Origin of the sequence: Dorea sp. AF24-7LB (assembly GCF_003478575.1) — a bacterium.
GTDB lineage: Bacteria > Bacillota > Clostridia > Lachnospirales > Lachnospiraceae > Dorea_D > Dorea_D hominis.
Genome location: NZ_QUFR01000001.1, coordinates 327479 through 346400 on the forward strand (window position 1 = coordinate 327479; position 18922 = coordinate 346400).

Below are 18922 nucleotides of genomic sequence, written 5' to 3' on the forward strand. Positions count from 1 at the left end.
GCTGTATTTTGGCAGATAACAAAATGACAAATATTGCGGTTTACCGCAAAAAAACACATATAAATATCGGGATCATTATATTTGGTGCTGTTTTCATTTACCTGTTTGCAACGGTACTGATGTATCTGACCAATAAGCATGTTTCTGCTTATGAAGTAAGAGAGGGATCCATTGTAAAAGATAATACTTATACCGGATTTGTAATTCGTGAGGAGAGTACCATCACCGCAGACCGGGATGGCTACGTGAATTATTTTGCTCCGGAGGAGAGCAAAGTCGGTGCAAGAACCAGTGTTTATACATCATCTGCGAAGAAATTAAATCTAAATAACAGTACTTCCACTGAAACAAATGAACTGAGCAGTGAAGAAGAAGAGGCGATGCTTGTAAAGATTCAGAATTTCAGCGAGAATTTCAAAGAAGATTCTTTTCGGGATGTATATTCCGTAAAGGATTCTGTAAAATCCGTACTGGACAACAAATCCAGTCAGAATCGTCAGGCACAGTTGTCGGATATTCTGACTTCCAATACCGGAACCGTGAGTGTATATAAGGGAACGAAGGACGGCGTTGTTTTTTATTCTTATGACGGATATGAAAGCACGACGGCGAACCAGGTCACGGAGCAGATGATTTCCGGTAAATCTTATGAAAAAAAGATTTTATCCAATAACCAGTATGTAAAAGCGCAGAATCCGGTATACCGTCTTGTTACAGGAGATTCCTGGACAGTGATCATTCCGCTGGATTCCACAACTGCAGATTCTCTGAAAAAGCAGTCCATGGTCAAAGTGCGGTTTCTGAAAGATAATGAAACAGCTTCCGCAGGTCTCACGATCAAAGAGAAAGATGGAGGCTATCTTGCATATTTAAGTTTCCGGAATGGGATGATCCGTTATGCAGATGAACGATTCCTTGACCTGGAACTTATACTGGAAGACGAATCAGGACTTAAGATTCCAAAATCCTCTGTTGTTTCCAAAGATTTTTATGCAGTTCCGGAAGATTACCTGACACAGGGCGGCAACAGCAAGAGTACGGGCGTCCTGCTGGATAATGGATCGGAGAATGCGGAATTTCAGGTCGAAACGATTTATTACCGCGATTCGAAAAAGGGACTTGTTTATCTGAATCCAGCTGATTTTAAAGAAGGGGCTGTACTAATCAAGCCGGATTCTACACAGAAATATACATTAAGTGAGACAAAATCGCTGAAAGGCGTTTATAATATTAACAAAGGTTATGCTGTATTCAAACAGATCAATATTTTATGTAAGAGCGATGAATATTACATTGTGGAAGAGGGAAACGATTATGGTCTGTCTAATTATGACCATATTGCATTAGACGGTAAATCTGTTCAGGATAATGATATCGTCTTTGAATAAAGGAGGTACAACATGTTAAAAGAAAATCTGGAAAGCGTAGAAGAAAAAATTCAGGAAGCATGTAAAAAAAGTGGTCGTAACAGAGAGGATGTAACACTGATCGCGGTCAGTAAAACAAAACCTGTAGAGACACTTCAGGAAGCTTATGATCTTGGTGTCCGTGTCTTCGGAGAGAACAAAGTACAGGAACTGACAGAAAAATACGACTCACTTCCAAAAGATATACACTGGCATATGATCGGTCATCTGCAGCGCAATAAAGTCAAATATATTATTGATAAAGTAGATCTGATCCACTCTGTAGATTCCATCCGTCTTGCTGAGACAATTGACAAAGAAGCGCAGAAACATGATCTGATCGCAAACATTCTTGTAGAAGTCAATGTTGCAAAAGAAGAAAGCAAATTCGGACTTATGCCGGAAGAAGTAGACGGCTTCATTGATGAAATTGCAAACTTAAAACATATTCAGGTAAAAGGACTTATGACAATTGCTCCATTTGTAGAAAATCCAGAAAAAAATCGTACAGTTTTCGCTGATTTACGTAAATTATCTGTTGACATTGCAAAGAAAAACGTTGATAATGTTAATGTGAGTATACTTTCTATGGGTATGACGAATGATTATCAAGTAGCCGTAGAAGAGGGGGCAACAATGGTTCGTGTCGGAACAGGTATTTTCGGTGCGCGCAATTATGCTCAAGTATAAACGGAAGATAGGAGATTATTGAAAATGGGAGTATTAGATAAGTTTTTAGACATCATGAAGTTAAGCGATGACGAAGATTACGATGATGACTTTTATGATGATGAGTATGATGACGATTTTGAAGAAAAACCGAAAAAGAGCTTTTTCAAAAAAAATAATAAGGGAAAAGATTTTGATGATGAAGAAGCAGAAGAGGACTTTGATCTTCCGGAAAAATCTACAAAACCGGTTCATTCAAGCAATAAAGTTACTCCGATGCGTCAGCCTGCAAGAAGAAGCAATGTTAATATGGAAGTTTGTGTTATCAAACCAAATTCCGTAGAAGATGCACGCGAGATTACAGAGACACTTCTGAGTGGAAGAACTGTAATTCTGAATCTGGAAGGATTGGATCTGGAAGTGGCTCAGCGTATTATCGACTTTACTTCCGGAGCTGCGTTTGCAATCAGCGGTAATCTTCAGAAGATTTCAAATTACATATTCCTGGTAACACCGACAGATGTAGATATTTCCGGTGATCTTCAGGATCTTTTAAATACTTCTTTTGATGCTTCTTCCATGCGATCAAGATTTTAAGGATCTTTAACAGCAAAGCTATGAACAAAGAAGAACTTATGTTAAGAAAACGTCTGATTGAATTATCGAATCAGGCTTATCAGAGAGATATCGTAACATTTTCAGATTTTCTGAATCTGAATGAATTAAATATACTTCATACTACGCCAAAGGATCAGTTTCCGGTTGCCTACGAAACTTACGGTGGGTATGACACAGCAGAGCGTCAGATGGTTGCATTTCTACCTGATGCTCTTTGTTATGAATATTTTTATCCAATGAAAACAGTGATAATCGAACCGTTAAATCTGAATTTTTCAGAATCACTGACACATCGAGATTACCTTGGCGCTTTAATGAATCTTGGTATTGAAAGAAGCCGTATGGGCGATATTCTCATTGACGGCCAGAGAGCAATCGTATTTGTTAAACCGGAGATTGCTGACTTTATCGCCGATAATCTGACACGTATCCGTCACACTACAGTACAGACTAAGATTCAGGAACCAGGAGACATTTCCTATGAACCCAAATACCAACAGATAAAGGGGACGGTTCCGTCGGTAAGACTGGATACGATCCTTTCTGTGGCATATCCATTGTCCCGCAGCAAGCTGACCGCTTATATTCAAGCTGGGAAAGTATTTGTAAATGGAAAGCTTATCACAAGCAACGGATGCCATCTGAAAGAGGGAGATTTTATTTCCGTACGCGGGCTCGGCAGGATTATGTATGAAGAAACAATTGCTGCTACGAAAAAAGGGCGTTATATGGTAACTGTCAGAAAATATATTTAAAAGAAAAAGAGGAAAATTATGAAGAAAGAACAATCACGTCCGGTACATTATTTCATTGCAATTATCGCAGTTGCTGCCGGAGTTTTATTTGATCAGTGGACCAAATTGCTGGTACTTACGCATCTTAAAGGACACGATTCTTATATTGTTATAAAGAATGTATTTGAACTTGAATATCTTGAAAACAGAGGCGCTGCTTTTGGAATGCTGCAGGGCAAACAGTTTTTCTTTATTTTCTGTGTCGCTCTTATTGCGTTTTTTTCCATATATTTTTACAGGACAGTTCCGATGACGAAACATTTTTTGCCACTTCGTATCTGTGCGGTATTTATATTAGCAGGGGCGTTCGGTAATATGATCGATCGTGTGATCCGGCATTATGTAGTGGATTTCTTTTATTTTTCTCTCATTGATTTCCCTATATTTAATGTTGCTGATATTTATGTAACGGTTTCGGCATTTGGACTGATTATTTTATTATTATTTTATTATAAGGAGGAAGACCTTGAGCAGATCTTTCATAATCGAAAAGGAAAATAACGGGGCTCGGATTGACCGTTTTCTCGCTGATGCAGCACCGGAGCTTTCCCGATCACGGATTCAGAAGTTAATAAAAGATGCACATATTACTGTCAATGAGAAGCCTGTAAAATCCAATTACAGGCTTCTTACAGATGATGTAATATCTTTGTCCATTCCAGAGCTAAAAGAGCCGGATATCCTCCCTGAGGCACTTCCACTGGATATTCTGTATGAAGACAAGGATGTTATCGTTGTAAATAAACCAAAGGGGATGGTTGTCCATCCGGCTCCAGGCCATTATACAGGTACGCTGGTAAACGCATTGTTGTATCATTGCAAAGATCAGTTGTCCGGAATCAATGGTGATTTAAGACCTGGTATTGTCCATCGTATCGATATGGATACGACAGGCTCTCTGATCGTCTGTAAAAACGATCTGGCACACCAGAACCTGTCTGAACAGCTTAAAGAACACTCAATCCACCGGATTTATATTGCAATTGTACACGGCAATATAAAAGAAGACGAAGGCACCGTAAATGCTCCGATCGGCAGACATCCCATTGACCGGAAAAAAATGAGTACGCATGCAAAGCAAAGCAGGCATGCAGTAACACATTATAAAGTACTGGAGCGTTTCGGCAATTATACTTATATCCAATGTAAGCTGGAGACCGGACGTACACATCAAATCCGCGTGCATATGTCCAGTATCGGACATCCACTGTTAGGGGATCAGGTGTACGGACCGAAAAAATGTCCATTTCCAGGACTTACCGGTCAGACACTTCATGCAAAAACGCTTGGTTTCATTCATCCGCGCTCCGGTGAATATATTGAAGTAGATGCGCCAATTCCAGAGTATTTTAACAATCTTCTTGATATACTTAGAAAAAAAGCATAAATTATCTAAAAATTATATACATTTCACTTGAATTATTGTATAATAATAGATATACAGAGAACCTGTTATCTTCAGCTTCTCTTGTATACGCAGGTATAAAAAAGGAGCGTGATGGATATGGAAAAAACAAATACAATCATTACAATAGGAAGACAATTTGGAAGTGCCGGACGTGAGATCGGATATAAAGTTGCAAAAGATCTTGGAATTAAGCTGTACGATAAAGAAATGCTTGCAAGAGCGGCAAAAGAAAGTGGGCTCTGCGAAGAATTATTTGAGACACATGATGAGAAACCAACGAACAGTTTCCTTTATTCTCTTGTAATGGATACTTATTCTCTTGGATATTCATCCGGAAGTTATGCGGATATGCCAATCAACCATAAAGTATTTCTTGCACAGTTTGATGCGATCAAGAAGATTGCTTCTGAAGGACCGTGTATTCTTGTAGGAAGATGTGCAGATTACGCATTGGAAGATAATGAGAATTTGTTGAGTGTATTTATTCATGCCGATCTGGATGCAAGGATCCGCAGAATTGCCAGAATCTATGATCTGACAGATGCAAAAGCAAAAGATATGATCATGAAAACAGATAAAAAGCGTGCAAGCTATTATAATTACTACAGCAATAAGAAATGGGGATCTGCAGAAAGTTATCATATGAGCCTGGACAGCTCCGTGCTTGGTATCGATGGAACTGCAGAGGCTATTGAGAAACTTGTAGAACTGAAAGAACGCGACAGTAATAAGAAGCTGTAATATCGGAATTTAATTATAGAACCACGCGACTATCGCGTGGTTTTCTTAATACAAGAAAAAGAGAAAGCCGGTCAGCTCTCTCTTAATTTTACAGCAGAAGCGGCAAGACGACGCCGGTTTTCGTCAATTGCGGCATAATGCTTCTTTGTCGTATTTACATCTTTGTGTCCTAGAACATCCGCAACAAGATAAATATCACCGGTTTCTTTATAGAGCGCCGTACCATAAGTGCTGCGCAGCTTATGCGGTGTTATTTTTTTGTTCGGTGTCACCTGTCTGGCATATTTTTTCACCATATTTTCTATAGCTTGAACACCCATACGTGTGCGCCTAGTAGATAAAAAAAGTGCATTTTCATGACCGGAGAGAGGTGTGGCTGCTTTTCTGTCTCCACAGATGTAAGTATCCAATGCATTCGCAACCTCTGACCCAAAATAAACAACCATCTGATTACCACCTTTTCGTGTAACTGTAATTCCATTATTTTTAAAATCTACATCTGTAAGATCCAGTCCCACGCACTCTGAAACACGGATTCCAGTGCCAAGAAGCAATGTCAGGATTGCCAGATCACGATCTCTTGTTTTCCTGTAATATGTTAGTGATTGACCGGTTAAATGTTCGCCTGCATGTTCTACATAGTCAAGCAAGAGCGCTACCTCGTCCGTATCCAGACGAATAATCGCTTTTTCATGTAATTTGGGCATATCAACCAGCAATGTCGGATTTTTCTCAATCATCTGATGTTTGAAATAATACTGGTAAAAGCTACGCAGAGCTGACATCTTCCTGGAAAGCCCTTTTTCACTGTTCGTGATCCGTTCGCCTTCACGGTTATATACTTTCAAATATTCCATATATTCTTCGATATCTACCGGTTTTAAACGCTCCAGATCACTGACTTTAAACTGATCGATTGTGTAATTCTTATAAAACGAATTATTTTCCATCAGGAAATGAAAGAAAACCCGGATATCATATGCATAATTCATTCTTGTTTTTGCGGAAGATCTGGGCTCTATGGCACGAAAATAATCTTTGGCAAATGGCGGCAGCGTCTGCAGGATTTCTCTTAATCGTATCGTTTCGTCAATCTGAATCTGTTCGTGGTATGTTTTGGTCTGCATATATCTTGTGACTCCTTATTATACAATTTATTTACTTTATTTACTATTTGAACTTATTTACACAATATAGATATACTCAACTTAAAAGCTAACTAACATCAATATGAAAAGACTTAGTATCAAGATTAATTTTAATTGCCGTGTATTATATTGACAACTGTATTATACCATATTTTTGATTTTCGTGTCTATATCTTTTGGAAAAATCGGTATTTGTCGTATAGATATATTATGAATAACATTCTCTTTTTGGTAACAGACTACGAGATATAATATTATGAATATGGAAAATAAAAACTTTTATTTTATAATGAGAGAAAAGATGGATGTTTGATACAGCAGGAAGGTCAGATGATTCTCTATCAACTGACCTTCCTGCTAAAAAATATTATGAAGAGATTATGCGTTTATTCATAAATTAAATTATAATAAAATATTTTTTATCTGCATCTCTTATTTTAATACCTGTTTGTATACTCTGTAGAAGTTCTTATAAGCAATCTTTTCAAGATCTTCATCACTGTAGCCTTTTTTCTTCAATGTCTCAATGAAGTTCCAAGCATCTGCTGCAGATAACAGGCCTTTTGTTCCAAGCGGATTCTCGTCCGGTGCACCATTCTTAGAAAGTGCATCTGAACTCAAATAATCTTCAAAATCAAATCCGCATCCGACATGATCAATACCTACCAGATTGACGATATAATCTACATGTTCTGCCAGACCTTCTACGGACTGTTTTGCTTTATCAGGACTGATAAATGCATCCAGACGGTTCATTCCCATTACACCGCCGGTTGCAGCTAAAGCTTTGATCATTTCATCACTTAAGTTTCGTCCATGTGCAGATAATGCTCTTGCGTTACTGTGGGATGCAATAACCGGATGTCCGTCTGATAATTCAATAATATCCCAGAAACCTTTGTCATTCAGATGAGAAACATCCAGAACAATACCAAGTTCATTCATACGTTTGATTGCTTCTTTCCCTTTTGGAGTTAAGCCTCTGTTCTTGTCTCCCGGCCATCCGGAACCAAGAGCATTCTCTTCATTCCATGTTACCATGATATCACGTACACCAAATTCGTCATAATAATAATTGATCTGATCAATATCTTCGCCTATGTAAGATAAACCTTCCAGTCCCATCAATACATTAATCTTACCCTCCGCTGTACCTTTCTCAAAATCCTCATACTTTTTAACGATATTCAGAATATCTTTTGAGTCTTCAATCTCCTGACGTACGGCAGCTTCAATTTGTTTGATACGTTTCTTTGGATCTTCATCATATGGTGGATCAATCCACATTACAAACGTACCACCAAAAACATTACCTTTTTTGAACTTATCCAAATGGTACTTCCTGAAAATATCGCGTTCTCCTTTCAGACTGTGAATTGTAACATCTGACCAGATATCCCCATGTGCATCAAAAAGTTGTTTTTTCATTGTAACATTCCTCCTCTTTTATATTAACGTCTTTTTTCATTGACGTTTTGTATATTTATAATCTCTATATCCGTATTGAAATTCTAAATTCATTATACATCTTTTTGCGAAAATAAACAACATTTTGAAAAATTAAAATAAAAAAGAACAAATTCAGATAACGAAATACCATTATCAAAATCTGTTCTTTTGGTGAGTATAATATATATAAGATAGGGTTTCCCTTATATATCAAAATAGATTACTAATTATTAATCCTTTGAAATCCACGGGATTAATAACTTACAAGACTTGCAACTGACAACTTTCTCAAGATGCTATGACAATTAAACATCCTTACCTGATTACTGGAAATTCGCCTCATAATATGATACTGTCAAATACTGTCCTGCATGAATATCATCCGAATCTAGATGATTCATCTGCTTTAATTCATCTATATAATCGTAAATGGAATCATAGTCCTGACTCATATATTCTTTTGCAATGCTCCATAAACTGTCTCCTCTGGAAACTTCAATGCTCTTGTAGTACTTATATTCAACAGATTCCTTCGCTGCGTTATCATGTGCTGATACAAGCCGGCTTCCACCGACAATACTACCGGTTAATACAATACCTGCCAGTGCAAGCGTAATACATATTTTTTTCAAAAACACTTCTCTTCTTCTCTTTACTGTTCTATGATTACTTCCCTTACGCATAACTGATTCCCCCTCTGTACAGTTTCGAATATATGTTCCTGAACATTTGTTCTAAATGCATTATACAAAACAAATGTTCGGTTGTCAATAGATTTATTTCAAATAATCGAACATATTTTCTAAACATTTGTTTGCTTTTTAAATATCTCTATGATAAAATATTTTTAGGTATTAGAAAATTCCTGACATATAACGAACTACAGGTATCACTGCGGAGGATTTTGCTTTGATATCTTATATAATATATTATAGAATACGGAGGCAATGACATATGGCACAGGGAAAGATAAGCGCAAAACAACAGGAGATTCTGGATTACATTAAGTCACAGATTCTGGAACGTGGTTTTCCACCTGCCGTTCGTGATATCTGCGAGGCTGTTCATTTAAAATCTACTTCTTCTGTACACTCCCACTTAGAAACACTGGAGAAGAACGGATATATCCGCCGTGATTCGACAAAGCCTCGTGCGATTGAGATTTTAGATGAAGCATTTAACTTTACAAGACGTGAGATGGTCAACGTCCCGATCGTAGGGCGTGTCGCAGCCGGAGAACCACTTCTCGCAGAACAGAATATTGAAGAATACTTTCCTATCCCAATGGAATTTATGCCGAATAAGCAGACATTTCTTCTAAAAGTCTGTGGTGAAAGTATGATTAATGCCGGAATTCTGAATGGGGATTATGTTCTTGCTCAGGAAGAGAATACTGCACACAATGGTGATATGGTTGTTGCTATGATTGAAGATGGTGCTACAGTTAAAACCTTTTATAAAGAGGAAGGTGTCATTCGTCTGCAGCCGGAGAATGATTTTATGGATCCAATCATTGTTCCGGACTGTACGATCTTAGGTAAAGTTATCGGTGTGTTCCGCTTTATGCGCTAAGATTAATAATTTTATCATTGATTCGCTGGCGGTTTGAGGCTGCATCTGTACGAGTGCATGCATTTTAAGCGTCGTCATAACAAAAAAGCCTGCAAGCGCTGACTTTAACAGACGCACTTGCAGGCCTTTTATCATTTCTATTCTTTATTCTATAATTATTTTCACAAACGCCTTTTAAATCCTTTAAAAGAATTGTTATTTTACATCTCTACCTCTGTCCCATCGCTCCAGGTGCGCTCCAGATTGTAGAAAGAACGGTTCTCTTTATCAAATACATGTACGATAATATCACCATAATCCAGCAGTACCCAAGTTCCGCTTCTATTTCCTTCTGTCTGCTTTGGATGATGACCGACTCTTGCCAGTTTTTCCTGTACATTTTCGACCAGTGCCTTCACCTGACTGTCACTGGTACCGTTTGTGATGATAAAGTAATCAGCAATTACAGATATCTGTGAGATATCGATTACTTTGATCGCCTCGCCTTTTTTTTCGTCAAGTGCTTCATAAGCGATTTTAGCCATGTCTAATGCCTGATCCATCGTCAACTCTCCTTTCCGAGTTTTTCTTTATAATATAAATATGTCTTTTCCGTCATTGGATCCAGTGGAAGATTCCGGCTGTTTAAATATACCAGCGAATCTTTTAAAATTCTGTAGAGACATTCATCAAGATCCTGAAATGCCATTTTCCGCACATCCGCCATATTCGGCAATTCCCTGCGCCCAGGCTCAATGTAGTCGGCAATATACAAAATCTTATCCAGACGGGACATATGCGGTCTTCCTGTCGTATGACAGGCAATTGCATCTACAATCTCCCGATTCTCAACATGATAATTTCTGGCAGCCAGAAAGGCGCCCAGTTTCGCATGGAGGAGACTTGGATTCTTCATCTCTACTTCAGATATGCTCAGGTGATATTTGTCACAGAGACGGATCTTGGTTTCTGAAGGAATGCATTTGGCGCAATCATGCAGGAGTCCGGCAAGCAATGCCTTCTCAATATCTTCGCCATGGCACATAGCGAGCGATGAAGCTGTATACATAACGCCCAATGTATGTTCATAACGGTCTGTGTCCAGTTCTGACTTTAATTTTTTGCGTATTTTACGTACTTTATGATTCATACAAACCTTCCTTTGCAATAAATGCTTCCACTTCCGCAGGAACAAGCCCGGTAATAGGCTCTCCTGCTCTTATCTTTGCACGCAATTCGTGAGAAGATATTGCAATCAGCGGAGACTGTAAAAGCTTGATACGTGCATGGTATTTATCATTCAGGTAAGAAATATGTTCCAGCATTGTCTGTCTGGTATTCCACTCATCCCTGTAAGCAGCCAGCACGTGGCAGACCGCAAGCAACCGCTCTGGATGCACCCATTTTTCAATATCACGAAGAGAGTCCGCACCAATAATAAAATAAAATTCATCTTCCGGATATACTGCATGAAAATATTCCAGTGTCTCATACGAATAGGAGACTTCTTTTCTTTTTAGTTCATAATCCTGTAATTCAAATGATTTGTGATCTTTGATAGCCAGTTCCACCATCTTTGCACGCATATCTGTGTCTGATCCTATAGAATCTAATGCCTTGTGCGGAGGACGTCCGTTTGGCATAAACCATATAACGTCCAGACCGAACTGATCTCTTGCCGTATCTCCGAGCATTAAATGTCCGTTATGGATTGGATCAAACGTACCACCCATAATACCTATTTTCATGGTTGCTTCTCTCCTGCTTACTTTGTTCCGCTGTTTTTCAATTTCACTATGGAAGCTGTATTTTTTTGTTTTTATCTTTTCCTTCTTTGTAAAGGACTATCTTCTTGCCGATCACCTGTACAACCTGGGAGCGTGTACGTTCAGCAAGCAGTGACGCCAGTTCTTTCGGATCATCTGCACAGTTTTTCAGCACACTGATCTTAATTAGTTCGCGTGCTTCCAAAGCTTCAGCAATCGCTTTTGTAAATTCCGGTGTCATGCTGTTTTTCCCGACCTGGAAGATCGGATCCATTGTCATGGCAAGACTTTTTAAATAAGCTCTCTGTTTCGTTGTCATGCTTTCTCTCCTATTTTGTTATCATTTATTTATAATAATCAAACTGCAATCCATACATTCTTACTGTATCACCTTCCTGGATACCGGCTTCTTCCAGTTCATCTAAAATACCGGTGTCTTTCAGGAATTTCTGGAAGAATGCAAATCCCTTCTCAGAATCCAGGTTTGTATAACCAAGCATCTTCTCAATCTTTGGCCCTTCTACAACATATACATTATCTTCCTTTTCAACGGTATATGGAAGATCGATATATAAAAGTTCTTCCTCAGGGAAATATTCCTGTTCAAATACAATCGGTGTATTATCCAGCTTGGCAATTTCGCCGGATACATAATATAAAAGCTCTGAAATACCGACTCCGGTTGCACCTGAGATTGGAAATACACGAATTCCTTTTGGTTCAAATTCGGCCTTTAATCTTGCAACCGGATCTTCGTCTTCGCTGTATATCAGATCCGTCTTATTTGCAGCAATAACCTGCGGACGAGCTGCAATCTCAGGATTGTAAGCTTCAAGTTCGGCATTGATCTTATGAATATCATCAACCGGATCACGTCCTTCACTTCCGGCAGCGTCTACTACATGGATCATCATCTTTGTTCTCTCGATGTGGCGAAGGAATTCATGCCCAAGACCGACTCCTTCAGAAGCGCCTTCGATCAATCCTGGAATATCTGCGATTACAAAACCGCTTGCTCCTTCCAGATCGACAACACCAAGATTTGGATTCAGTGTTGTGAAATGATAATTTGCAATTTTCGGTTGCGCATTTGTTACTCTGGATAACAATGTAGATTTGCCTACATTTGGAAATCCGACAAGTCCCACATCAGCAATTACTTTCAGCTCCAGATTCACCCAGAGCTCCTGTGCAGGCTGACCAGGCTGTGCATACTTGGGAATCTGCATTGTAGCTGTTGCAAAATGCTGATTTCCCAGACCGCCTTTGCCACCTTTTAAAACAATCTGTCTGCGATTATCTCCGGACATATCTGCGATTACTTTTCCAGACTCAGACTCTTTGATCACAGTACCTTCCGGTACTCTTAAAATGATATCTTCAGCATCTTTTCCATGGCAGCGTCTCTTGCCGCCCTGTTCTCCGTCTTTTGCAGAGAATTTTTTGCGATGTCTGAAATCCTGAAGTGTGTTAAGACCTTCATCAACTTCAAAGATGACATCGCCACCGCGGCCGCCATCACCGCCATCCGGACCGCCGTTCGGGACATAGAGCTCCCGGCGGAAGCTGACATGTCCGTCTCCGCCTTTTCCTGATCTGATAAATATCTTTGCTCTGTCTGCAAACATAAATCTTTCTCCTTAAATATATAAAAACCTGTCTAATCGGTTACAATGCAATTTTCTGTTATTTAAAAAGAGTGCTGCCTCATAACTGTGATCAGTTATATCGCAACACTCTCCTCTGATTCTTAATTATTGAGCAACTGGATAGATAGAAACCTGTTTCTTATCTCTTCCTTTTCTCTCAAATTTAACTACACCATCAACAAGTGCGAATAATGTATCATCACCACCGCGTCCAACGTTAACACCTGGGTGAATCTTTGTTCCGCGCTGTCTGTAAAGGATGTTACCAGCTTTTACAAACTGTCCGTCAGCTCTCTTGGCGCCAAGTCTTTTAGACTCAGAATCTCTACCGTTCTTTGTAGAACCAACACCTTTCTTATGAGCGAAAAACTGAAGGTTTAATTTCATCATGGTTGTTACACCTCCTCGAATGTTAGATCAATATATTGTGCATAGTCTTCATCATGTGACATCTCTGTCAATCCGAGAACCATCGACTTAAGAAGAAGTTCCGCATCCGCAGACACTTCTCCATCAATCCGGTAGGAAATGTATCCTTCCGTCTGTTCTGCCTCAAGTATTGCACGATCACCTGTAAACTGATCAATCGCATTTATTGTATTAATCGTGAGAACCGACGCTGCTGCACAGACAATGTCCTTTCCCTCCGGTGCATATCCTGCATGACCTGATGTCTGAAAACCGATGTATTCTTTTGCTGAATTCACATATACTGTTACATGAAACATGGATATTCTCCAATATTAAGCATTGATTTTTTCAATCTTTACTGCTGTGTACTGCTGTCTGTGACCATTTTTCTTGTGGTATCCTGTTTTTCTCTTGTACTTGTAAACGATTACTTTTTTAGCTTTTCCGTTTTCAACTACAGAAGCTTCAACAGTTGCACCTTCAACTGTAGGATTACCGATCTTTAATCCGTTGTCACTTACTGCAAGCACCTGGTCAAATGTAAAAGTCTCTCCGGCTTCTACACCAAGCTTTTCTACTTTAATGATATCGCCTTCGGCTACTTTGTACTGTTTACCACCTGTTGCTATAATTGCGTACATATGGCACCTCCTATTATCATTACTCGCCAATTACGGTGTCTGTCACATGAATTATGGCAGAACTTCAACCTCATTGTGCGGCATACTATTGTATATTAGCACATGTTTCCCTGAAAATCAAGCAGTTTACAAGCATTTTTATAAAAAATCTTATTTTTTTCTTCCTGTGTAAGTTTAGAATCATTTAACAGATGTACAAATGCCCCCTGATCCCGCCACGGAACATCGGTTCCGAAAAGGATCTTATCAGCACCGTGATTACGCACGATCCGAAGAAACTGATCTTCTTTTATCACATCAAGTACCACGGCAGTGTCCAAATATACATCTTTTCCGACCAGGTATTTTTCTACATCATCCCACATCTCATTGCCGCCGAGATGGGCAAGGACAAGGTTCGCAGGGTGAACCTCATCTATAACTTCTGCAGCCATCTCCGGTGTACAGTGAACGTCATCCGGGCATTTCGGGTCAAGTCCCGCATGGACGACAATGATAAGTCCAAGTTCTGTGGCATAATCTACCAGTCTTTTATAACGGATATCATTAAAATACATATCCTGATAATCCGGATGTAATTTGATCCCTTTAAGTCCCAGTTCTTTTATATGCCGGAGTTCTTCTCGGTAATGTTCTGTCGCCGGATGGATGCCTCCGAAAGAGATGACATTTCCTTCCTGATGTGCAGCGGCAAATGTATTGACCGAATCAAACTGGGAAGGCTTTGTCATAGCCGGAAGTGCAATACTTAAGTCTACACCACCCTTTTTCGCAGACTCTGAAAGTCCCGTGTATGTTCCATCTGTCTGCGGTGGCATCTGACAGACCTCTGCCAGAAATGTAATCGTCTTGTCAGCAATCTTATCTGGAAACATATGTGTATGAAAATCAATTACCATTTTTTTCATACTCTTTTATCTTGTCGTAACAATATTTGATAATATCACGTCTTGTGATCATTCCGATAAAATGTTCCTGATCATCCACAACCGGCACAAAGTTCTGCTCCATTGCACGTCCGATCAGGTCTTCCATCTTAGATTCGGCATTGACACACTGGTAATCATTTCTTCTGTCAATTTTCATGATACTGATATTCTCAGCATCTTTAAGATTCAATAGTTTTAATTTTTTGACAGCCCACAAAAGATCACCTTCTGTGATACTGCCGACATATTTTCCCTCTTTATTCAAAATCGGGACACATGTATATCTGTAGTGTTCCATAATTTCCAAAGCCTGTCTGAGTGTATGATAATCATAAATAAATGCAAGTTCACTCTTTGGCTTCAGGAAAAATAAAATATTCATCTTTTGAACAGCCTCCTAAATTTGTGTAGTTACAAAAATATCATAAATTGCTTTGATCGCACCTTCAAAATCATGGTTGCTGACACCAATGATAATATTCAGCTCACTGGAACCCTGGTCGATCATACGGACGTTAATATTTGCATGTGCAAGCGCAGAGAAAATACGTCCGGAAGTACCTCTGGTTGCTCTCATTCCACGTCCTACAACTGCGATCAGTGCAAGGTCAGATTCCAGTTCCAGATAATCCGGTTCCACTTCTCTGTGAATGCCTGCGATCACTTTCTGCTCTTTTTCTTCAAATTCTTCCTGGTGAACAAAAATTGTCATCGTATCAATTCCGGATGGCATATGTTCGATAGAAACATGGTTCTCTTCAAAAACTTCCAACACTTTACGGCAGAACCCAACCTGAGAGTTCATCATCGCTTTCTCCACAGTTACAGAAGCGAAATCCTTCTTACCTGCAATACCGGTAATAACAAAACGTGGTTTCTGACATGTTGCTTCCACAATCAGAGTTCCTTTATCCTCCGGTGCATTCGTATTGCGGATATTGATCGGGATACCTTCCTTGCGCACCGGGAAAATGGCATCTTCGTGAAGAACCGTAGCGCCCATATAGGACAGCTCACGAAGTTCGCGGTATGTGATCACATCGATCGGTTTCGGATTCGGAATGATTCTTGGATCCGTAATCAGGAATCCGGATACATCTGTCCAGTTTTCATACATCTCTGCATGAACCGCTTTTGCAACGATAGATCCGGTAATATCCGATCCACCACGGGAAAATGTTTTCACACTTCCATCCGGTTCAGAACCGTAAAATCCCGGAATTACCGCACGTTCTATATCTGCAAGTTTTGCAGTCAACACCTCATCGGTCTTTTCTGCATCAAAATTACCTTCTTCATCAAAGAAAACAACTTCGGCTGCGTCAATGAATGTATATCCGAGATATTCAGCCATAATCTTACCATTCAGAAATTCACCGCGGGATGCCGCATAATCTCTTCCAATCTTGGCAAGAAAATTCTTACGGATAATCTTGAAATCTTCCTCCAGCGAAATTTTAAGTCCAAGTCCGTCAATAATTGACTGATAACGTGCTTTGATCGCAGTCAGAAGATTCTCAAAATTCTCCATGTGTTCTTCTTTTTCTTCGTCGTCATATGCAAGGATTGCCTGTCCATAACAACTGTACAGCATATCCGTTACTTTTGTATCGTCAGAGGTACGTTTTCCCGGCGCAGACGGAATCACATAACGTCTGCTGGAATCTTTTCTGATGATCGCACCGACTTTTTCAAACTGTTCGGCGCTTGCCAGTGAACTTCCTCCGAATTTAACAACTTTAATTAACATTTTTGTATTCCTCCAGGTTGCCTTTTCTTTTGCTGCTACTATATTACCTTATTTTCCCATCATCTGCAATGGAATATCTGTATGAAACAGGATGCCCTGTATGCCGAATTTCTCGGCAGCTTCCACATTCGCGACACGGTCATCAAAAAATACTGTATGTTTTGGATCTATGTTATATCGGTCTAATAATATCTGATAAATCTTTGAATCCGGTTTCATACATTTTTCTTGCCATGAAAACACACCGCCGTCAAAACTCTTTAAAAACGCAAGCTTTTCTTCTGACTGACGGAACATTTCATCCGAATAATTAGACAGATAATAAAGCTTCATTCCTTTTTCGCGAAAATATGCAAACCATTCTTCAATAAAAGGAAATGGTACGATAGATGCTCCGAATCCAGCAAAGGTTGTCCGTATCTCTTTCTCATACGCCGGATCATTTTCTATAAAAAGTTCCAGCCATTCTTCGGTTGTTACCAGACCGGAATCTCCTGCATCCCAGTCTTTATTACAAAACATAGCATCCGCCACATGCTTGGTCGTCTCTTCTGAAAATCCTAATGATTCCAGATATTCTTTCCACGCAAAATAAATTAATACATTTCCAATATCAAAAATAACTGTATTGGTATTCTCCCTTAATTCAGGTATCATTTTTTCTTCCTTCTCTTCTTGATTGTACTTTGTTTCCAAAAACTGTATACGGAAATATTTCCCATATATCCGCAGATTTTTAATGATCGCGGATAACGTCTGCAAACTGTGCTTTTGCTGCCTTCTTAAGATCCGCCGGAGCAAGTTTTAACTGCATTCCTAATTTACCGCCACTGACATGCATCTGCGTAAGTTCTTCCGCATCTTTTTGTATGACTGTCGGAAACTGTTTTTTCATTCCAATTGCCGTACAGCCGCCACGCACATATCCGGTTACTTTTGTCAGATTTTTTAAATGCAGCATCTCCAGCGATTTCTCACCGACCGCTTTTGCTGCCTTCTTAAAATCAATCTCTGCTTCGATTGGAATGACAAACACATAATGTTCACCGCTCTTGCCGGTCGTCACAAGCGTCTTGTATACAAGCGCATGGTCATATCCAAGTTTATCTGCAGTTTCAATACCATCCGTGAAGTCTTCACATTCATAAGTTTCATATTCATAAGGAATCTTCATGCGGTCCAGCATACGCATGGCATTTGTCTTTAATTCCTTCTTGCTCATAAGAAGTTCACTCCTTTATATCATTCATGTTTATATCTGTATAAGCACACATATTTAAGTGGTTACAATGTCTTTTCCCAGGTCTTCCAACGAAATGAAATCGTTTTTTGTTGTTCCACCTGCTGATTCCGGATTCTTCGCATATACTTCCAAGCGGTGGAAATGAAGCGGTACTTCCTCCGGATTTTCACCGATGAAGCGCAGGAACGCTTTCATTACGAGATCCGGTTTCAAATTCTGCTCACTACCTGTTGCAAGGAACAGAAAAATGCCGTCATCCTCTGCATGCATATCGTAAATCATCGGTTTGATATCGACTTCTTTCTCACTTCGTTTTGTTTTCTTCCATACGATGATCTGCGGTTCTTTCATAAATGCACACACACTGTCTTTCCATTTTTCCGAAAGTACTCTTATATCTTCCGCATGCTGAAAAGTCTGTGGCTGAGTCACTTTGTAATCTGCCGCAGCTACGATCGTCATACCGCTTGCTTTTTTATCCGAAGAGATCTCACGGAAACCGGTAACTTCAATTCCCTCGACCATCACAGCATTTAACTGTGCAACTGCCTGCTCTGAGGCGATTGCTTCTGTCAACTCAATATCAAAATATTCTCCGTCACTTGTCACACCGACACCAAGCGGCTGCGCAAATGACATGATCATATGTGGGCTGTATCCACTCGTAAATGCAATCGGGATCTCTGCCCTGCGGATCGCTTTCTGAAAGAAACGCATCACATCCAGGTGTCCAATAAAACGCATTACTC

25 protein-coding genes are annotated in these 18922 nt (G+C 39.6%); 8 read left to right on the top strand and 17 right to left on the bottom strand.

Annotated elements, in window-relative coordinates; all coding sequences use genetic code 11:
• Nucleotides 1-8: 8 nt before the first annotated feature.
• The 7 genes from DWY31_RS01590 to DWY31_RS01620 all read left to right on the top strand — a co-directional run bounded on the left by DWY31_RS01590 (nt 9) and on the right by DWY31_RS01620 (nt 5636).
• Nucleotides 9-1388 carry an HlyD family efflux transporter periplasmic adaptor subunit gene (locus tag DWY31_RS01590; RefSeq protein ID WP_118287873.1) on the top strand — a complete coding sequence of 460 codons (1380 nt, stop codon included), beginning with the start codon at nt 9-11 and terminating at the stop codon, nt 1386-1388.
• Nucleotides 1389-1400: 12 nt separating this feature from the next.
• On the top strand, nt 1401-2096 hold the full coding sequence (locus DWY31_RS01595; RefSeq protein ID WP_021860987.1) for a YggS family pyridoxal phosphate-dependent enzyme: 696 nt from the start codon (nt 1401-1403) through the stop codon (nt 2094-2096).
• Between the two features lie 24 nt (nt 2097-2120).
• Nucleotides 2121-2672: a cell division protein SepF gene (locus DWY31_RS01600; RefSeq protein ID WP_021860986.1), complete on the top strand. Its 552-nt coding sequence runs from the start codon at nt 2121-2123 to the stop codon at nt 2670-2672.
• A gap of 20 nt (nt 2673-2692) precedes the next feature.
• Nucleotides 2693-3448 (top strand): YlmH family RNA-binding protein, encoded by a 756-nt coding sequence (locus DWY31_RS01605; RefSeq protein ID WP_118287872.1) that lies wholly within the window; start codon nt 2693-2695, stop codon nt 3446-3448.
• A gap of 18 nt (nt 3449-3466) precedes the next feature.
• Nucleotides 3467-3988: a signal peptidase II gene (gene lspA / locus DWY31_RS01610; protein WP_118287871.1), complete on the top strand. Its 522-nt coding sequence runs from the start codon at nt 3467-3469 to the stop codon at nt 3986-3988.
• Nucleotides 3954-4874, top strand: coding sequence for an RluA family pseudouridine synthase (locus DWY31_RS01615; protein WP_118287870.1), 921 nt, complete (start codon nt 3954-3956; stop codon nt 4872-4874). The genes lspA and DWY31_RS01615 overlap by 35 nt, the downstream gene beginning before the upstream one ends.
• 117 nt (nt 4875-4991) lie before the next feature.
• The gene (locus DWY31_RS01620; protein WP_021860982.1) at nt 4992-5636 is read left to right on the top strand and encodes a cytidylate kinase-like family protein; all 645 of its coding nucleotides are present in this window, start codon (nt 4992-4994) and stop codon (nt 5634-5636) included.
• Between the two features lie 71 nt (nt 5637-5707).
• Here the strand turns inward: DWY31_RS01620 and DWY31_RS01625 are convergent, their stop codons facing one another.
• The 3 genes from DWY31_RS01625 to DWY31_RS01635 all read right to left on the bottom strand — a co-directional run bounded on the left by DWY31_RS01625 (nt 5708) and on the right by DWY31_RS01635 (nt 8916).
• Complete coding sequence (locus tag DWY31_RS01625; RefSeq protein WP_021860981.1) at nt 5708-6763, bottom strand: tyrosine-type recombinase/integrase; 1056 nt, start codon at nt 6761-6763, stop codon at nt 5708-5710.
• Between the two features lie 453 nt (nt 6764-7216).
• Nucleotides 7217-8212 (bottom strand): dipeptidase, encoded by a 996-nt coding sequence (locus tag DWY31_RS01630; protein ID WP_021860980.1) that lies wholly within the window; start codon nt 8210-8212, stop codon nt 7217-7219.
• Between the two features lie 344 nt (nt 8213-8556).
• Complete coding sequence (locus tag DWY31_RS01635; protein ID WP_021860979.1) at nt 8557-8916, bottom strand: LysM peptidoglycan-binding domain-containing protein; 360 nt, start codon at nt 8914-8916, stop codon at nt 8557-8559.
• A gap of 271 nt (nt 8917-9187) precedes the next feature.
• Between DWY31_RS01635 and lexA the strand changes: the two genes are divergently transcribed.
• A complete protein-coding gene (gene lexA, locus DWY31_RS01640; protein WP_021860978.1) occupies nt 9188-9805 on the top strand; it encodes a transcriptional repressor LexA in 618 nt (205 codons plus the stop codon).
• A 200-nt stretch (nt 9806-10005) separates the two neighbouring features.
• On the opposite strand, the gene rsfS is transcribed toward lexA, so the two are convergent.
• The 14 genes from rsfS to DWY31_RS01710 form a co-directional block, all read right to left on the bottom strand.
• The gene (gene rsfS, locus DWY31_RS01645; protein ID WP_021860977.1) at nt 10006-10347 is read right to left on the bottom strand and encodes a ribosome silencing factor; all 342 of its coding nucleotides are present in this window, start codon (nt 10345-10347) and stop codon (nt 10006-10008) included.
• A 2-nt stretch (nt 10348-10349) separates the two neighbouring features.
• Complete coding sequence (yqeK, locus tag DWY31_RS01650) at nt 10350-10934, bottom strand: bis(5'-nucleosyl)-tetraphosphatase (symmetrical) YqeK (RefSeq protein WP_021860976.1); 585 nt, start codon at nt 10932-10934, stop codon at nt 10350-10352.
• Complete coding sequence (nadD, locus tag DWY31_RS01655; RefSeq protein ID WP_118519355.1) at nt 10924-11532, bottom strand: nicotinate-nucleotide adenylyltransferase; 609 nt, start codon at nt 11530-11532, stop codon at nt 10924-10926. Before nadD ends, yqeK begins: the two co-directional genes overlap by 11 nt.
• Nucleotides 11533-11578: 46 nt before the next feature.
• A complete protein-coding gene (yhbY, locus tag DWY31_RS01660; RefSeq protein ID WP_021860974.1) occupies nt 11579-11869 on the bottom strand; it encodes a ribosome assembly RNA-binding protein YhbY in 291 nt (96 codons plus the stop codon).
• A 25-nt stretch (nt 11870-11894) separates the two neighbouring features.
• Nucleotides 11895-13178 (bottom strand): GTPase ObgE, encoded by a 1284-nt coding sequence (obgE, locus tag DWY31_RS01665; protein WP_118519356.1) that lies wholly within the window; start codon nt 13176-13178, stop codon nt 11895-11897.
• A gap of 126 nt (nt 13179-13304) precedes the next feature.
• Nucleotides 13305-13589, bottom strand: a complete 285-nt coding sequence (gene rpmA, locus DWY31_RS01670; RefSeq protein WP_021860972.1) for a 50S ribosomal protein L27 — start codon at nt 13587-13589, stop codon at nt 13305-13307.
• A 5-nt stretch (nt 13590-13594) separates the two neighbouring features.
• Complete coding sequence (locus DWY31_RS01675; RefSeq protein ID WP_118519357.1) at nt 13595-13927, bottom strand: ribosomal-processing cysteine protease Prp; 333 nt, start codon at nt 13925-13927, stop codon at nt 13595-13597.
• Nucleotides 13928-13942: 15 nt separating this feature from the next.
• Nucleotides 13943-14251, bottom strand: a complete 309-nt coding sequence (gene rplU / locus DWY31_RS01680; RefSeq protein WP_021860970.1) for a 50S ribosomal protein L21 — start codon at nt 14249-14251, stop codon at nt 13943-13945.
• Between the two features lie 95 nt (nt 14252-14346).
• Nucleotides 14347-15150, bottom strand: coding sequence for an amidohydrolase family protein (locus DWY31_RS01685; protein WP_118519358.1), 804 nt, complete (start codon nt 15148-15150; stop codon nt 14347-14349).
• Complete coding sequence (locus DWY31_RS01690; RefSeq protein ID WP_118519359.1) at nt 15140-15562, bottom strand: CBS domain-containing protein; 423 nt, start codon at nt 15560-15562, stop codon at nt 15140-15142. The genes DWY31_RS01685 and DWY31_RS01690 overlap by 11 nt, the downstream gene beginning before the upstream one ends.
• Before the next feature lie 15 nt (nt 15563-15577).
• Nucleotides 15578-16930: an aspartate kinase gene (locus DWY31_RS01695; protein ID WP_021860967.1), complete on the bottom strand. Its 1353-nt coding sequence runs from the start codon at nt 16928-16930 to the stop codon at nt 15578-15580.
• A gap of 48 nt (nt 16931-16978) precedes the next feature.
• Nucleotides 16979-17587 (bottom strand): HAD family hydrolase, encoded by a 609-nt coding sequence (locus tag DWY31_RS01700; protein WP_118519431.1) that lies wholly within the window; start codon nt 17585-17587, stop codon nt 16979-16981.
• Nucleotides 17588-17666: 79 nt separating this feature from the next.
• Entirely contained in the window at nt 17667-18152 is a 486-nt protein-coding gene (ybaK, locus tag DWY31_RS01705) for a Cys-tRNA(Pro) deacylase (RefSeq protein ID WP_021860965.1), read from the bottom strand.
• Between the two features lie 54 nt (nt 18153-18206).
• The gene (locus DWY31_RS01710; RefSeq protein ID WP_243060357.1) at nt 18207-18917 is read right to left on the bottom strand and encodes a TIGR03936 family radical SAM-associated protein; all 711 of its coding nucleotides are present in this window, start codon (nt 18915-18917) and stop codon (nt 18207-18209) included.
• Nucleotides 18918-18922: the final 5 nt, after the last annotated feature.

Bases quoted from the DNA above. Each gene is read 5' to 3' on its own strand.
- DWY31_RS01595 (WP_021860987.1), top strand. From the start codon at position 1,401: ATGTTAAAAGAAAATCTGGAAAGCGTAGAAGAAAAAATTCAGGAAGCA.
- DWY31_RS01600 (WP_021860986.1), top strand. From the start codon at position 2,121: ATGGGAGTATTAGATAAGTTTTTAGACATCATGAAGTTAAGCGATGAC.
- DWY31_RS01605 (WP_118287872.1), top strand. From the start codon at position 2,693: ATGAACAAAGAAGAACTTATGTTAAGAAAACGTCTGATTGAATTATCG.
- lspA (WP_118287871.1), top strand. From the start codon at position 3,467: ATGAAGAAAGAACAATCACGTCCGGTACATTATTTCATTGCAATTATC.
- DWY31_RS01620 (WP_021860982.1), top strand. From the start codon at position 4,992: ATGGAAAAAACAAATACAATCATTACAATAGGAAGACAATTTGGAAGT.
- DWY31_RS01625 (WP_021860981.1), bottom strand. From the start codon at position 6,763: ATGCAGACCAAAACATACCACGAACAGATTCAGATTGACGAAACGATA.
- DWY31_RS01630 (WP_021860980.1), bottom strand. From the start codon at position 8,212: ATGAAAAAACAACTTTTTGATGCACATGGGGATATCTGGTCAGATGTT.
- DWY31_RS01635 (WP_021860979.1), bottom strand. From the start codon at position 8,916: ATGCGTAAGGGAAGTAATCATAGAACAGTAAAGAGAAGAAGAGAAGTG.
- lexA (WP_021860978.1), top strand. From the start codon at position 9,188: ATGGCACAGGGAAAGATAAGCGCAAAACAACAGGAGATTCTGGATTAC.
- rsfS (WP_021860977.1), bottom strand. From the start codon at position 10,347: ATGGATCAGGCATTAGACATGGCTAAAATCGCTTATGAAGCACTTGAC.
- yqeK (WP_021860976.1), bottom strand. From the start codon at position 10,934: ATGAATCATAAAGTACGTAAAATACGCAAAAAATTAAAGTCAGAACTG.
- nadD (WP_118519355.1), bottom strand. From the start codon at position 11,532: ATGAAAATAGGTATTATGGGTGGTACGTTTGATCCAATCCATAACGGA.
- yhbY (WP_021860974.1), bottom strand. From the start codon at position 11,869: ATGACAACGAAACAGAGAGCTTATTTAAAAAGTCTTGCCATGACAATG.
- obgE (WP_118519356.1), bottom strand. From the start codon at position 13,178: ATGTTTGCAGACAGAGCAAAGATATTTATCAGATCAGGAAAAGGCGGA.
- rpmA (WP_021860972.1), bottom strand. From the start codon at position 13,589: ATGATGAAATTAAACCTTCAGTTTTTCGCTCATAAGAAAGGTGTTGGT.
- DWY31_RS01675 (WP_118519357.1), bottom strand. From the start codon at position 13,927: ATGTTTCATGTAACAGTATATGTGAATTCAGCAAAAGAATACATCGGT.
- rplU (WP_021860970.1), bottom strand. From the start codon at position 14,251: ATGTACGCAATTATAGCAACAGGTGGTAAACAGTACAAAGTAGCCGAA.
- DWY31_RS01685 (WP_118519358.1), bottom strand. From the start codon at position 15,150: ATGGTAATTGATTTTCATACACATATGTTTCCAGATAAGATTGCTGAC.
- DWY31_RS01690 (WP_118519359.1), bottom strand. From the start codon at position 15,562: ATGAATATTTTATTTTTCCTGAAGCCAAAGAGTGAACTTGCATTTATT.
- DWY31_RS01695 (WP_021860967.1), bottom strand. From the start codon at position 16,930: ATGTTAATTAAAGTTGTTAAATTCGGAGGAAGTTCACTGGCAAGCGCC.
- DWY31_RS01700 (WP_118519431.1), bottom strand. From the start codon at position 17,587: ATGATACCTGAATTAAGGGAGAATACCAATACAGTTATTTTTGATATT.
- ybaK (WP_021860965.1), bottom strand. From the start codon at position 18,152: ATGAGCAAGAAGGAATTAAAGACAAATGCCATGCGTATGCTGGACCGC.
- DWY31_RS01710 (WP_243060357.1), bottom strand. From the start codon at position 18,917: ATGCGTTTTATTGGACACCTGGATGTGATGCGTTTCTTTCAGAAAGCG.